The following is a 15185-nucleotide window of genomic DNA, read 5'->3' as shown; positions in this document are numbered from 1 at the left end:
CGCCCCCGTCAATCGTCCAACAATCTCATTACGCTGGAAACTGTCATCACAACCTATGCACATTAAGGAGAAGTTGTGGCAGCAATTGAAAGCGTGTACGCACGCCAGATTCTTGATTCCCGCGGCAACCCGACCGTTGAGGTCGTGCTCGACACCGATGACGGTGCTCGCGGCCTGGGTCTCGTTCCCTCCGGCGCCTCCACCGGCGAAGCCGAGGCTTGGGAGCGTCGCGATGGCGACAAGTCCGTCTATCAGGGCAAGGGCGTCCTCGGTGCCGTCAAGGCAGTGAACGAGGAGATCGCCCCGAAGGTCATCGGCATGGACGCCACCGACCAGCGCGCACTCGATGACCTGATGATCGAGCTCGACGGCACCCCGAACAAGGGCCGTCTGGGCGCCAACGCCATTCTCGGTGTCTCCCTCGCCGCCCTCTACGCGGCCGCCGAGAGCGCCGAACTGCCGCTGTACCGCTATATCGGCGGCACCAACGGCCATGTTCTCCCGGTTCCGAACATGAACATCATGAACGGCGGCGCGCACGCTGACTTCGCCACCGACATCCAGGAGTACATGATCTCCCCGTACGGCTTCCAGACCTACTCCGAGGCTCTGCAGGCCGGCGTCGAGGTGTACCACACCCTCAAGAACGTGCTGAAGAAGCAGGGTCTGGCCACCGGTCTCGGCGATGAGGGCGGCTTCGCTCCGAAGATGAAGACCAACGAGGATTCCCTCAAGTACATCATGGACGCCATCTCCGCCGCCGGTTATGAGCCGGGCAAGCAGATCGGCATCGCCCTTGATGTCGCCTCCTCCGAGTTCTATAACAAGGAGACCGGCAAGTACCACTTCGATGGTGAGGACCGCGATTCCGAGTACATGCTCGACTTCTACGAGAAGCTCGTCGACCAGTTCCCGATCGTCTCCATTGAGGATCCGTTCCAGGAGGAAGGCTGGGAAGACTGGGCCAAGATCACCAAGGCCCTCGGCGACCGCCTGCAGTTCGTCGGCGACGATCTGTTCGTCACCAACCCGGTGCGCCTGAAGAAGGGCATCGATATGGGTGCTGGCAACTCCCTGCTGGTCAAGCTCAACCAGATCGGCACCGTTTCCGAGACCCTCGACGCCATCGAGCTGGCCACGAAGAACGGCTTCACCTCTATGGTCTCCCATCGTTCTGGCGAGACGCCGGACACCACGATCTCCGATCTCGCCGTCGCCAAGAACACCGGCCAGATCAAGACCGGAGCCCCGGCACGTGGCGAGCGCATCGCCAAGTACAACCGCCTGCTCGAGATTGAGGAAGAGCTCGGTTCGACCGCCGAATACGCTGGCTACAGCGCATTCAAGGCATGCCAGAAGTACATGTGATTCGAAACGCATTCTGGTTTGACCGGGTGACCCGTCCTTAGGGACCTTGGTTCGCTAATACCCGCCGCACGTCGAATGCGGCGGGTATTTTCGTTCCTATGAGCAAGCGGCCACATGTTTCGAAACCACAGTCTGCGCCCTCCTCGTCCAAGAAGGAGCGAACGCGCACAAGGGGAGCGAACACCGGCCCCATCGCATTCTTCATCGCACTGTTCGTCATCGCGGTGGGCTCCATCCAGATCATCTCCGCATTCCACACGTATGCGATCAATCTGAGCGAGCTGAACTCGCTCAAGAAGCAGGAGTCCGTGCTCGCCGCACAGAAGAAGGATCTCGAAAACGACATCGCCCGCTGGGACGACCCTGCATACGTAACCGCCCAGGCCAGGGAACGGCTCGGGTATGTGTTCCCGGGAGAGCAGGCCATCAAGGTGGAGCATCCCGAGGCGGTGACCGGCGAACAGCCGAAGTCCGATGCCAATGCGAACACGGAAACTGGCCAATCGAACCTGCCCTGGTACAGTGAGCTCGCCTATTCGTTCAAGGAATCGGATGCCAGAAAACCCGATGCCACCAATAACGGCAACACCGCCGAATCGCGACAACAGGATGCTCCCAATGCCACCACCGGCACCGATGCCCCGCAGGATGGCGGTTCGGCAGGGCAGTAGCGCATTCGACATACCCACACACCATGCGGGCGATGGCCCGTTCGATTCCCTGACCAAGATCGGAAGGAAGCATGAGCATAGAAAGCCGGAACGCCAACAGCATAGAGACGTTGGCCGCAGAGACGTTGCAGCGGGTCATGGAGCACCCGGCGACGCAGAATGACATCGCCATCGTCGAGACCCAGCTGGGCAGGTATCCGCGCGGCATGGTGGCTGTCGGAGCGCGTTGCGCCGTGGACGGCACCCCGCTGGTGGTGATCACCGGGCCTGTATTGCCCGGTGGCATTCCATTCCCCACGACCATGTACCTGACCAGTCCGGAGGCGGTGAAGGCCGCATCGCATCTGGAAGCCGATGGACTCATGAGACAATACAACGAAATGCTGGCCGACGATGCCGGTCTACGTGCTCAATACGAGAGGGCGCATGCCGCGTACCTGACGTTTCGCCACGGTCTTGCCGAACGGCTGAATGAGAGCGAGGAGCACATCGAAGGTATAAGCGCCGGCGGCATGCCGGTGCGTGTGAAGTGTTTGCATGCCTTGGTGGCGCAGTCGCTGGTCATGGGCCCCGGCGTCAACCCGATCGGCGACATGGCATTGGAACGCATGCGCGATGAGTTCGATCCGACGGTATGCCGATGTGCGCCGGCGCAACCCGACGGACGGGAGGCACGCTGACGGCATCGGCCGTATGCGTGACTCGAGAGGGAGGTAGAGATGACTGCAGTGACAGTGGCCGGAATCGATTGCGGAACCAATTCGATTAGACTCAAAATCGCGCGGGTCGACGAGCATGGGGTCACTGACGTCGTGCCGCGAATGTTGCGCGTGGTGCGCTTGGGGCAGGGGGTCGACGAGACTCACCGCTTCTCCGATGAGGCTTTGGAACGCACCTATGCCGCCGTTCGCGAATTCAAGAACGTTCTCGATGAGCATGCGGTGGACGCCATTCGCTTCGTGGCCACTTCCGCCACACGCGATGCCGACAATCGCGAGGAATTCGAGAACACGGTGGAATCCATTCTGGGAGTCCGCCCCGAGGTGATCTCGGGCACCGAGGAGGCGGATCTGAGTTTTCTGGCAGCCAGCAGTGCCATCTCATCACTGTCCGACGTCGAGGCTCCATATCTGGTGGTCGATCTGGGTGGCGGTTCGTGTGAGCTGGTGCTTGGCGGCGATGGCGATACGCTTCCAGCCACGAAGGTGCAGGCGGCATTCTCGATGAACATCGGCTCGGTGCGTATGACCGAGCGCCATCTTCATCACGACCCGCCGACCGAGCAGGAGATCGACGAGGCCGTCCGTGACATCGACAGGCATATCACCGAGGCATTCCGGTATGTGCCCGCCGGCAGGACGCATACGATAGTCGGCGTCTCCGGCACCGTGACCACAATGACGGCGCTTGCCATGGGACTGACCGAATACAATCATGCGGCTGTGGACGGTGTGCGCATGGACTTCGAAACCGCATTCGCCGTCGATGACCGGTTCCTCAATATGACCCGTGCGGAACGTGCCACCCATAAGACCATCCATCCCGGACGCATCGACGTTGTCGGCGGCGGCGCGCTGGTGTGGAACCGTGTGCTTGCCCGCGTGGCCGAGGCTGCATTGCTCGACCACGGCCAGCACATCGATTCCTACGTGGCCAGCGAGCACGGCTTGCTTGACGGGCTCATCATCGATCTGGGGCGCAGGACGCTTGAGACCTGCAACGAGCGCCCTACAGAACACTGAACGCCGATATGGCGCACTCCCGTGATCGACGTAAATCAGGTGAGTGTGACATAATGTCTGTTTTGGGGCGTGTGCGTCCCGAAGCCCCTGTGGCGAAATGGTATACGCAGCCGACTTAAAATCGGTCGCTTCGGCTTGCGGGTTCGAGTCCCGCCAGGGGCACCTCCTCACCGGGCACGGCATGCGGTACGGCCATATGTCCGTACTGTGAGAACCTTGCGGTTCTTCGCATGTTCGAAAACTGCCTGATACATCTGTTCCCTACACTCATATGACAGATCACGCTCCAGGGCATGGGAGGAACATGGCATCCAAGGGAACCGCAGTCAAGGCATCGAATACGCACGAGTCCACAGTCACTCCTGCGGGTAGCTCCGTCCAAGTGCACGGGGAGAGTGGCATGCCGGTCATGCTCGTGCAGGCCATCATCATCGCGGCCACGCTATGTGTGTGCGAACTCGTATGCTCACCGATCTACCTTTCATTCACACCCGGTCTGTTCCCGATTGGTTCATGGGTGCTTGTGGCCATGTTGCTCGCCGTCGCGTTCGCATATGTCGTGGGCTTCGCGCTGCTGTGGTGCGCCGAATCGTTCGCCTACCGCATGAAGCGCAAACTGCAGCCGGTCGTCTATTCGCTTATCGGTGCCGTCGGCTTCGCCGTGTGGACCATTTGGGTCGTGCTCGGATTCATGAACATGATCGCGGGGCCGGTGCTCGGCCAAACCGTGTCGCACCATGACACCATAGTCGCCGGTGTCAATGGCGCGATTCTCGGGTTTGCCTCGTTCTTCTTCGCATCCACGCTGGGTGAGCGCCTCGCCAAATACACGAAGGTGATGATCGCCATCGGTGTGATCACCGTATTGCTCGCCATCGCTGGAGGCTTCCTATTCGCGGCGATGTACCAGTCCGTGCATGCCTGATCCCCTCCGAACCGGCTTGTCGCTCGCAGACGCGTGTACAATGCCGTGTGTGTTCAGTGTGCTCGATATGTTCTCCGTTGGTGTGGGCCCAAGCTCATCGCATACCGTGGGCCCCATGCTCGCCGCACAGCGTTTCTCGAAGGCGCTCGCAGACGGGCATCTGCTTGCCCGTGTGACCCGTGTGCATGTCACGCTCTATGGGTCGCTGGCATTGACCGGACTCGGGCATGGCACTGACCGTGCCGCCGTGGTCGGGTTGGAAAACAACGAGCCGAAGACGGTGGATACGGATTATCTCGCGCGCATCCATGAGATCTATGATGAGCGTGGCACGTTGAATCTGAACGGCGAACACGAGATCGCATTCGAATATGGACGCGATGTCGAGTTCGACCACTGGCGACGTTTCGCCGCGCATCCGAATGGCATGCGGTTCACGGCATATGACGAGCACGGTGAGCAACTGCTCGAACAGGTGTGGTATTCGATCGGCGGTGGATTCATCCAACGTGGTTTGGCCACGGATCCGCTTGTGCCGATTCACGCGGAAATCCCCCCAGCTGTGCAGCGTGATTCCGAGGAGCAGATGAGCGAGCAGACTGCGTTGTCGGTGGAAGGTGACAGCATGGCCGGGCTGCCCTACCCATTCTCCACGGCGTCCGAGCTCATCGACATATGCGTACGTACCGGTTTAGGCATAGACGAGGTCGTCTGGGCGAATGAGACTGCCATACGACCTGCCGAACAGATCGACCGGCATATCGAAACGGTGTTCCGCACGATGTGCGACTGCATCCATGAAGGATGCACCAGCCGGCAAGCGGTGCTGCCGGGTGGGCTCAATGTGCCGCGGCGCGCACCCGCCATGTATGACCGGCTTGCGGGCAGCGGAGACCTGCTCAATCAGCCGGCGGCCGACAGCGTGCGGGAGCTCGAGTCGTCGAACGAGGCCTGGGTTGATTTGTTCGCCCTGGCAGTCAATGAGCAGAACGCGGCGGGAGGACGCATCGTCACCGCGCCGACGAACGGTTCGGCGGGAGTGATTCCCGCAGTGCTCATGTACTATTGGCATTTCATCGCGAATGCGAATATGGCGGGGGTGAAGAAGTTCCTGCTCACCGCATCGGCAATCGGATACCTCATCAAGCGCAATGCCTCGATTTCAGGGGCCGAGGTCGGATGCCAGGGGGAGGTGGGATCCGCATGCTCCATGGCTGCGGCTGGCCTGTGCGCCGTGGTCGGGGGAAATCCTCGGCAGGTGGAGAACGCCGCGGAGATCGGCATGGAGCACCATCTGGGACTCACATGCGACCCCATCGCCGGATTGGTGCAGATTCCATGCATCGAACGCAACGCAATAGCGGCGAACACCGCGATATCCGCAGTGCGTATGGCCATGCTCGGCGATGGTACGCATATCGTCACCCTCGATCAGGTGATCAAGACGATGAAAGACACCGGTGAAGACATGATGGCGAAATACAAGGAGACCGCCACCGGAGGCCTCGCCTTGAATGTGGTGGAATGCTAGCGCCTGCATGCGGCGGTGAATGAAATGCCCGCATATGCTAGGACGGGGGTATGCTAGGCTGTGGTATTCCGAGCAAAGGAGACTGATATGGCAACAGATATGCCTGTGGTCAAGGGAGCATTCGGCGATACGCCGCAAATCGAATTCCCTAGTGAGCAGGCCCCGCAGGGGCTCAAGGTCGTGGAGCTCGAAGAGGGCAACGGGCCGATTGTACGTCGTGGCGACACGGTGACCGTGAACTACCATGGTCAGGTGTGGGGCAACGACAAGGCGTTCGATTCAAGCTTCGAAAGGCACCATCCGGCGAGTTTCGGCATTGGCGTCGGACAGGTAATCAAGGGTTGGGACCAGACCGTGCCGGGGCACAACGTTGGTTCGCGTCTGCTCATTTCGATTCCGCCGCAATACGGCTATGGGGCCAACGGTGCGCCTCAGGCCGGTATCGGCGGCGATGACACGCTTGTGTTCGTGGTGGACATCATCTCCACGCGCTGAGCGAACGGGTTTTCAAGGGCACCGGTGGAATGCCGGTGCCCTTGCTGTACAATGGCGGCATAAGCCGCGTCATATGGAGGGTCATATGGAACAGGAAGAAAAGGTCGTGCTGCTCACGCAGGAAGCGTACGACAAGATGAAGGAGGAGCTCGCTCATCGCGAGGGTGAGTACCGCGACGAGATCACCGAACGCATCGCCGCGGCCCGCGCAGAGGGCGACCTCTCGGAGAACGGCGGATATCAGGCCGCGCGCGAGGAACAGAGCAAGAATGAGGGGCGCATCAACGAACTCATCGTCAAGCTGCGCAATGCCAAGATCATAGAGGCGCCCAAGGCCGGCGAGGTGGGCAATGGTTCGTTGGTCACCATCGATTTGGGTGGCAATGAGATGCAGTACGTGATTGGTTCGCGTGACATCACGGTGGCCACCGATTACGATGTGATTAGCCCTGAGTCGCCGATCGGCGGTGCAATCATCGGCCACAAAGTGGGGGATGTGGTCACGTACAAGGCGCCGAACGGTCGTGAGATCTCGGTCACGATCAAGGAATCCAAGCCATTGAATTGATACCGGGAATATGGCAGGGCCCGCGAACACATGCATGTGTTCGCGGGCCCTGCCATATTCCCGGTTGGTAGAGAGGCCCCGTCAGGCGAGGGCGGCCAGATGACATACGACCAAGTAGATGGCCACCACATGGCAGGCATACCCGAACACGGTGCCGATGTGGAATATCTCATGGAAGCCGAACACTTTCGGCCATGGGTCGGGCCACCGTTTGGCATAGACGACGGCGCCGGCGATATAGCATGCGCCGCCGGCAAGTAGCAGCCATACCACAGCAGGGCCGGCCACCGGTGACATCCAGAACAAGCCCATGAACGCCACGCCGGAGACGCCGAAGATGATGTAGACCAGCACATAGAGCCAACGCGGTGCATTGATCCACACCACATGAATGATCAGGGCGATGAGTGTGCAGGACCACATGCCGATGATGATCGCCTTGCGCCAGAAATCGTCGAGGGCGAAGGAGACAGGCGTATAGGTGCCGGCGATGAGCAGGAAGATGTTGACATGGTCGATGCGGCGCAGCACGTCGGTGACCCTGGGCGACCAGTCGCCGAGATGGTATAGTGCGGAGTTCGTGAACAGGAATGCAGAGGATGCCATGAACACGGCGCAAGCCCATTTGAGTGCTGCCCCATGGGCCAGACAGATGAGCACAATACCAGCCGCGATGGCCAACGGGGCGGCGCCTGCGTGAATCCAACCGCGCATGGCGGGCTTCTCTCGCCCATGCACATCGAGGCGGATCTTGCGCTCGATTTCCCGAGGTCCGATTCCCTCGAGCTTAGCGGCCTTCTCCTCACCCTTGGCTATCGTTCTCTTCGCCTTGTTGTCGGCCTTGCGACGAATCTTCTCGGCCTTGGCATGCGCTTTCGTACGCACCAGATTCGCCTTTGCCTCCAATGCCTGTTCACGGGCCTCGATCACGGCTGCGCGCTTGCGTTCGACTTGCTCCGGTGTCATATGCCGTCTCCTTCCTACCTCCAATCCTACGCTACCGTAAGTTACGATACCGTAGCATAATGACAGGTGGCACGTCCTTACACTGCGTATCTGCGTAGCTGTTCTTGTGCGCGTTGCTGGCTATGATGAAGCCATGGCTGATTTTTCACAGATACTCGCGACGCGACCGGATTTCGACGACAGCGATCGGGAATGGCTTCACCATTTGGTGGCGGATTGGCAGGTCATCGCCGACCTGAGCTTCGCCGATCTTCTGCTCATCCTGCAGAAAGGCGATGGAAGCTATATCTTCGCCGAGCAGTGCAGGCCATCCACGGTGGTGAGCATGCGGGTGGACGATGTGGTGGGCCAGCAGGTCGATGCATGGATGAGGAACGAATGTGCGGCCGCCATGCAGCATGATGGCGTCTACAGATCGCAGAATCTGCAGCATATCGATGGGATGAACATCTGCAACACCTATGCGCCCATCCGTCACAACGGTAAGACCTTGGGATTGGTGCTCCGCGAAACGAATCTGGAGAACCGGGAATCCAATGGTCGGTATGAATGGGAGAGTCTGGAGGTGGGGCGCCAGCTGTTCGCCATGATCACCCGCGAGCAGTTCCCATACCGCGATGCCGTGATGAACCAACGGCATAATGCACGTGTGTCCGACGGCTTCATGCGCCTGACGGTGGATGGCGACGTCACGTATGCATCGCCGAATGCCATCAGCTGTTTCAGGCGCCTGGGTATGGTCGACATGATGCAGGGAAAGAACCTCGGTGAGGTGGGTGCAGGTCTCATTCACCAGAACGATCCGGTGCCGGAGTCTTTGCCGTTGGTGCTGTTGGGCAAGGCGCCGGTGGATTCCGAACTCAATGCGAATCACTCAGTGGTCTCCATCCGTTCTATGCCGTTGATGGACGACCATGGGCGCACGGGCGCCATTGTATTGTGCCGTGACATCACCGAACTGCGCCGCCGGGAAGTGGAGTTGCAGACGAAGGATGCCACAATTTCTGAAATTCACCATCGCGTGAAGAACAACCTGCAGGCAGTGTCTGCGTTGTTGAGACTGCAGGCGCGTAAGACGAAGTCCCAAGAGGTGAAGAAGGAGCTGCAGGAGGCCATGCGTCGCGTGCAGACAATCGCCATAGTGCATGAGGGGCTCAGCCAGACCGCCGATGAGAACGTGGATTTCGACAAGGTGATTTCCAATCTGCTGCGCATGAGCGTCGACCTGGCCTCGATGCGGGACCAACACATCACCATCGACTTCGTGGGCAAATTCGGCAAGATGCCCGCGCAGGATGCCACCCCGTTGTCGTTGGTGCTCACCGAACTCATTACGAATGCCGTGGAACATGGTTACGAGGGACGCAAGGAGGGGCACATCACCGTATCGGTGGGGCGTGAGGGCAAATGTCTTAATGTCGTGGTGGAAGACGATGGCAACGGCATGGACCAGGAGGAGAGCAATGGCATGGCCAAGGCCTCAGGATCAGGCCTTGGCACGCAGATCATCAACACTTTCGTCACCAACGACTTCGGTGGCAATGTGCGCTGGGAACATGGGCGTGATGGTGGCACCAGAGTGATTCTCGACATGACATTGCGTGCAGCCTGAGATGACGCATCCCCTATGCGCAAGGTGCCCGGCATCCAATTGGATGCCGGGCACCTTGCGCATAGGGGATGCGAACGTAGAAGCTCAAATCTGCATCTGGAGCGACTGGGAGCGACGCGCGCGCATGGCGCGTCGCTTCAAGGCGCGTCGTTCGTCCTCACTCAGACCGCCCCATACGCCGTAATCCTGATTTGTGTCAAGAGCGCATTTGAGGCAGGCATCAATCACCTTGCAGGTGCGGCACACTGCTTTAGCCTCTTCGATCTGCTGGTAGGCCGCGCCGGTGTTGCCTACAGGGAAGAAAAGCTCCGGATCCTTATCACGGCATGCAGCTTTGGCACGCCAATCGAAAGCACTGCTCATGTCAATCCTCACGCTCGAGTGGTAACGCTAAATCGCTATACTATGCAACCTTCATGGATTTTTCAAGGGTTTCGTTCAAAAAGGCGGAAAATATCATGTTCCCGACCTGTCTCGTATGCACTGAATAAGTCGGGCACGCCCTTGTTCCAGCAGCACGGCGCGACCGGGCCTCATGAGCTCGGAAGGCGCATGGTCCGCAAGCATGGCGGCGGGGATGCCATCTGCAAGATCTGCGTTCCTGTCTCCGCAGGCGAACACGATGCGTACGGATGCATGGTCGGGAATGCGCAGTGGGCGTGAGGTGCGCAGGCTGAACACGGTGAGCGTGGAAGTGTCTGCTATGCTGAGCTGCAGGGCATTGTCACCGCTCATATACGTCATCGGTTCCAAGGCCTCATCCGCATCGGGGAAACAGTCCACCGGTGTGCCATGACGCATGGCCTCCCGCCGGATGCGTTCAAGCAGTGTATGCGCACCGCGGTGTGGCGGTGCGATGATGGCGACGGAACCGGCACAAAGGTCGATGAAGGCCGGTTCGAACGAGACGCCAGTGTCTGCGACGCCAATGAGTATACGTGAGGCATCGCTGCATGCGTCGATGTGCATGCAGGACAGTTCATCCTTATCGATGTCCGATGGCAACGGAGGAGTGAACAGCATCGCACGGTTCGTCTGACCGAAAAAACGGGCGGATTGGTGTATCTGCACGGTCAATGCCCTGATATTCGAAGGCTGCAAACACTGCAATATCACGCACTCACCCTCATGGTTCAGCACTGCCGTTCCGGGACAATCCGCGGGAATGGTCGAAGCCAGTGCCGATCCGATCATCTCTTGGGATTGCATGGCATCCTGGACTCGAAGACATATGCGCAGACTCATATTGGCCTTCATCGAGGCGTTGATCTCCACCATCGGATTCTGCGTGCACACCACCAGATGCATGCCAAGCGAACGACCGAGCGAGGCCACGCGAAGCAGTCTGTCCATATAGCCGGGCAACTGTTCATTGAGCATATGGAATTCGTCGACGACAATCATGAGTTGTGCCGGTGCATCCGGTAGCTGACGTATATCGCTCACATGATGGCGGGCGGCGAGATGCTCGCGGCATGACAGTTCATCTTCCAAGGCACGCAATGCCCTGGAGGCATATGACAGGTCGAGGTCGTTGACGCATCCACGGACATGGGGAAGTGCGGCCAGGCAATCCAGAGCGGAACCGCCCTTGAAGTCAAGGAACACGAATCCGAGTCTGTCGGGTGGGTAGGTGACGGCGAGCGCCAGGCACCAGCATTGCAGCAGCACCGATTTGCCGGAACCCGTGGTGCCTGCCACAATGGCATGCGGCCCTTCGCTGTCGATATCCACGCTGAGCGGCCTCCCGCTGGCATCTACGCCAAGAGTCGCCCGCAACCCCGAGGTGTGAGATGCGACGCACCATCGATGACAGATTGTGCGCATGGGAGCCTCGTCATCGCCGAATCCGAAGATCGTCATGAAGTCCCGATCACGCGGTGTGGGCATGCGGGCAATACGATTCATGTTGTGGTGATGAGGCTCGCATGCGCCATCCGATTCGTATGATCCGATCGGGGGAGAGTGATGCGGAGAATCGGGGGTGTATGTCAGGGTAAATGACGCCAGCATGCCGAATATGCCTGAAGAGACCATCAGGGCGAATAGCCATTGACGTTGCAACAGCAACGCCGTCAGCACGATGATCTGGGCGAGAGCAGGCATGGCTGCACGCAGGAGGTGTCCCCTGTGCCTCCACCGTTTCCGGCCGACTGCGGTGCGCACCGCCCGATATGGTGTCTCAATGCCCATGCGTCCACTATGCGCCGGTTATCGGGGTGAATCAAGCGCGACCCGGGTATGTGGATAACTATTGTTGTTCGGAGGTTGAGCCCACCTGACCCGGGGCATGGTCGCCGTCATGCAGCTGCTTGAAAAGCTCGAGGTTCTTCTGGTTGTCCAGCAAGACGCTGGAACCCACGCCGTCCACATAATACCCGGGATCTGTCCAGTACAGACTTCCGGTGATGCCGTTGGATCCCGAGGCGTCGCGGAAGGCGAGCAGCATCTGCAGCATCGTCCATGGAGTGGATTTGTCATCCACCGTGAGGGAGCCAAGTGCGGCCTCGCCCACTTTCTTCAGTTTCCCGATGTTAAGCAATGAACTTTTCGAGGTGGCCTTCTGTGCGATGGCGCCGATCACCTGGCGCTGGCGGTCGGAACGGCCGAAGTCGGAGCGTGGATCCGAGTATCTCATACGGGAGAATGCCAAGGCCGTCCTACCGTCCACCACATGGCAACCGGATTTCCAATGCAACTCGGATTTCTCGTCATCCACATCCTGGTCGTAGCACAATTCGATGCCGCCCAAGGCGTCCACCACCTTGGTGAGGCCGCCGAAGGTGAGCTTGGCTACATGGTCGATGTGCTGACCGGTGATCGATTCCACCTGTGTCACGAGTTCCTTCTTGCCGAACACCTGCATGACGGCATTGATCTTGAGCATTTGGTCGCCGACCTGCACGAGGGAATCGCGGGGCACTGAGATGAGTGAACAGGATCCGTGCTTCGGCTTGGTCAGTATGAGAATCGTGTCGGTACGCTCACCTGGGGTGTCATCGGCACCGGTGGTGCCGTCACGTTCATCGGAACCCAGAATGAGCCAGGAGGTGCCGGGAGTGTCGGAGCCTGTGGTAAGCCACGCTTCCTTGCGCAGATTGGAATTGATCCAGTTGTAGGTGCCGATGCCGCTTATGCCGAGCACGATGACGATGACAAGCAGCACACCAAGTACCATGTTGCGCACGCGGTGTGGTTTCATGGTTGCGGCGGTCGTCGTATTACGCATGGCGGCCGGTGCGGGGAATCGTCCATTTCGAGAGTTCGTGGGAATCTGATGTGAGTGTTGGTGCCGACTTGGTGAGTAGCGTGGGGCATAGGATGGCGCGGTTGTGGGGGAAGGCTGTCGGGGGGAATCGGAACCAACCACCGAGGATGACGATGATGAGCTGCGCGGATTTCGGTTGTGCTCCGGCTTGAATGATGCGGGCACGGCCGAGGAGGTCCTGCCAGTATGGGGTGATGAGATGTGGCCTGGGGCGAAGCTGGGGGGCGTTGGCGAGGAAGCGTTGGGCGCCGATGTGACTGGAGGCTGCGCGGAGCCCTTCTTGGAATGGGAAGGGGCAAAGCTCGGTGGGAGATCATTGCCTGTAGCATTGTTGTTCGTCATATGCCCTCGCCTGTTGATTTTCCTTGAGAAGCCTATATTGCCAAGATATACCGATATTATGGACCAACGAGATCCAGCGGAATGCGAAGGGGCCGGCCATCGGGCCGACCCCTTCGCCGTTTCAGTCGTCGCTGTGCTCCGGCACTTTGCAGATAGTGTTGTTGAGGTAACGATAGGAGATGCCGACGTATTGGTTCGTGTTCGGATCCTTGATCGATCCGTCGTCCGGGTCCACCACGCCACCGGTTTCAGGGTCGGTCAAGGTGCCATCGGGATGCACTAGCAGCCCGGTTTTCTCATCAAGCCTGGGCTTTTCCTCCTGACTCGGCGAACCCGAGTCATCGGACGGCTGTGGTGAGGGGTCTTCGGTCTGCGCGGGCTCCGTCGGCTCCTCGGAAGCGGGAGCTTGGGATTGCTCCTCCTGCTTGTCTGCACCTGCGGAGTCATCTGAACCGAATAACGGCTTGGCTTCCTTGAACTTGGCCCACACCGCCTTGGCATCCTCGGTCCAAACCACGCGGTTGGGGTCCTGAGGGGCCGACATGATCGGAACAGTCTGGGAATACAGGCGGTCGACCTTGAGATTGCGCAGACTCAAGGCCAGACCCATCAATGCATTGGTATCGGCCATGCCCGAGCTGAAGTTGAGTGAACGGATTGCATTCATGACCAGCTGGTACAGCTGGCTGGTCTGCGTGAACAGGTTCCGGGAGATGGCCTTCTGCAACACGGATTTGATGAGGTATTGCTGACGTGTCGTGCGCATGATGTCGGAGCCGTCGGTGTCGTTGCCGTGGCGACGGCGTGCATAATTGGTCGCCTCCACGCCATTGAGATGGTGCATGCCCTTCTTCAGATGCATGTTCGTGTTCGGGTCGTCCACGTCGGAGGGGAAGCACAGGTCGACGCCATCGATTGAATCAATCATCTTGCTCAGACCGTTGAAATCGACGACGATGAAGTTGCTGATATGAAGTCCGGTCAGCGCATTCACGGCGTTGACCGTGCAGCTGGCGGCGGAGGAGAGGTCACCTCCCACCGAATAGGCATTCGCGAAGATCGAGTTGAACTGCACGCCATATTGGGCCGGAATCGTCTCCTTGGAGGTATGGCATGCCGGCACGTCGACAAGGGAGTCTCGCGGAATGGAGACGAGATTCACATAGTTTCTGTCGGCCCCGATCTGCACCACCATTGTGGTGTCGGCGTTGTGTAGCCCTCCCTCAGTGGCCCCGTCTCCGGAGACATCACCGTTGCCGTCGCCATCGCGAGTGTCCTGGCCGATGAGCACGAAGTTGATTGGCTTGCCTGAATTGGGATCGAGATAGGCGTCTTCGTCTGACCCGCCCTCGATGAGACTTCTGATTTTGCCGCTCTGCACCGCATTGTTGATGTTGAGCCAGGTGGCCGCGGCCACAGAGCCCGCGAACACGAGCACAGCGACCAGCACCATCGCGATGATCTTGAGGATCCGGTATCGCACGTGCCTGACCTGCACGGTGCTGTGCCGCGGATGCTCGTCAACAGGACCGCCGATGTTCACGATACGCTTGCTGTCGTCGGTATGTGAAGCCAAAGCTCATACCTTTCTGTTCGTCGTCTCCGCCGGGGAGTGCCGGCGCCGCCCGCGCGCTGCGTGCACACGTACATGTCGATTCAGTTTCATGATTATAAGGTACTCGCTTGAGAAAAAGATG

General features: G+C 59.3%; 14 protein-coding genes and 1 tRNA gene. 10 read left to right on the top strand and 5 right to left on the bottom strand.

Annotated features, from left to right (window positions below):
• The first annotated feature begins 75 nt into the window (after positions 1–75).
• From eno to BANAN_RS05010, 9 genes are all read left to right on the top strand, one after another.
• Positions 76–1368: a phosphopyruvate hydratase gene (eno, locus tag BANAN_RS05050; RefSeq protein ID WP_014697843.1), complete on the top strand. Its 1293-nt coding sequence runs from the start codon at positions 76–78 to the stop codon at positions 1366–1368.
• Between the two features lie 98 nt (positions 1369–1466).
• Positions 1467–2039, top strand: coding sequence for an FtsB family cell division protein (locus BANAN_RS05045; RefSeq protein WP_014697842.1), 573 nt, complete (start codon positions 1467–1469; stop codon positions 2037–2039).
• Between the two features lie 71 nt (positions 2040–2110).
• Positions 2111–2719 carry a DUF501 domain-containing protein gene (locus BANAN_RS05040; RefSeq protein ID WP_014697841.1) on the top strand — a complete coding sequence of 203 codons (609 nt, stop codon included), beginning with the start codon at positions 2111–2113 and terminating at the stop codon, positions 2717–2719.
• 39 nt (positions 2720–2758) lie between these two features.
• Positions 2759–3781, top strand: a complete 1023-nt coding sequence (locus tag BANAN_RS05035) for a Ppx/GppA phosphatase family protein (protein WP_014697840.1) — start codon at positions 2759–2761, stop codon at positions 3779–3781.
• 83 nt (positions 3782–3864) lie between these two features.
• Positions 3865–3943 (top strand) — tRNA-Leu (locus tag BANAN_RS05030).
• Positions 3944–4181: 238 nt separating this feature from the next.
• The gene (locus BANAN_RS05025) at positions 4182–4706 is read left to right on the top strand and encodes a hypothetical protein (RefSeq protein WP_014697839.1); all 525 of its coding nucleotides are present in this window, start codon (positions 4182–4184) and stop codon (positions 4704–4706) included.
• A gap of 40 nt (positions 4707–4746) precedes the next feature.
• Positions 4747–6237 carry an L-serine ammonia-lyase gene (locus BANAN_RS05020; protein ID WP_014697838.1) on the top strand — a complete coding sequence of 497 codons (1491 nt, stop codon included), beginning with the start codon at positions 4747–4749 and terminating at the stop codon, positions 6235–6237.
• Between the two features lie 87 nt (positions 6238–6324).
• On the top strand, positions 6325–6732 hold the full coding sequence (locus tag BANAN_RS05015) for an FKBP-type peptidyl-prolyl cis-trans isomerase (RefSeq protein ID WP_004217723.1): 408 nt from the start codon (positions 6325–6327) through the stop codon (positions 6730–6732).
• 85 nt (positions 6733–6817) lie between these two features.
• A complete protein-coding gene (locus tag BANAN_RS05010; protein ID WP_014697837.1) occupies positions 6818–7300 on the top strand; it encodes a GreA/GreB family elongation factor in 483 nt (160 codons plus the stop codon).
• An 81-nt stretch (positions 7301–7381) separates the two neighbouring features.
• Here the strand turns inward: BANAN_RS05010 and trhA are convergent, their stop codons facing one another.
• Positions 7382–8266, bottom strand: coding sequence for a PAQR family membrane homeostasis protein TrhA (trhA, locus tag BANAN_RS05005; protein WP_014697836.1), 885 nt, complete (start codon positions 8264–8266; stop codon positions 7382–7384).
• Between the two features lie 133 nt (positions 8267–8399).
• Here trhA and BANAN_RS05000 point away from each other — a divergent pair, with 133 nt between their 5' ends.
• Positions 8400–9878, top strand: a complete 1479-nt coding sequence (locus BANAN_RS05000) for a sensor histidine kinase (RefSeq protein ID WP_014697835.1) — start codon at positions 8400–8402, stop codon at positions 9876–9878.
• Positions 9879–9962: 84 nt separating this feature from the next.
• Here the strand turns inward: BANAN_RS05000 and BANAN_RS04995 are convergent, their stop codons facing one another.
• The 4 genes from BANAN_RS04995 to BANAN_RS04980 all read right to left on the bottom strand — a co-directional run bounded on the left by BANAN_RS04995 (position 9963) and on the right by BANAN_RS04980 (position 15064).
• Positions 9963–10241 (bottom strand): WhiB family transcriptional regulator, encoded by a 279-nt coding sequence (locus tag BANAN_RS04995; protein ID WP_004217727.1) that lies wholly within the window; start codon positions 10239–10241, stop codon positions 9963–9965.
• A 93-nt stretch (positions 10242–10334) separates the two neighbouring features.
• Positions 10335–11705 carry an FtsK/SpoIIIE domain-containing protein gene (locus BANAN_RS04990; protein ID WP_272941518.1) on the bottom strand — a complete coding sequence of 457 codons (1371 nt, stop codon included), beginning with the start codon at positions 11703–11705 and terminating at the stop codon, positions 10335–10337.
• 424 nt (positions 11706–12129) lie between these two features.
• Entirely contained in the window at positions 12130–13065 is a 936-nt protein-coding gene (locus tag BANAN_RS04985) for an LCP family protein (protein WP_080571656.1), read from the bottom strand.
• A gap of 544 nt (positions 13066–13609) precedes the next feature.
• Positions 13610–15064: an LCP family protein gene (locus BANAN_RS04980; protein WP_014697832.1), complete on the bottom strand. Its 1455-nt coding sequence runs from the start codon at positions 15062–15064 to the stop codon at positions 13610–13612.
• Between the last annotated feature and the right edge of the window lie 121 nt (positions 15065–15185).

Source organism: Bifidobacterium animalis subsp. animalis ATCC 25527 (genome assembly GCF_000260715.1).
GTDB lineage: Bacteria > Actinomycetota > Actinomycetes > Actinomycetales > Bifidobacteriaceae > Bifidobacterium > Bifidobacterium animalis.
The sequence above is the reverse complement of the archived record's forward strand: the minus strand, read 5'-3'. Positions and strand labels throughout refer to the sequence as shown.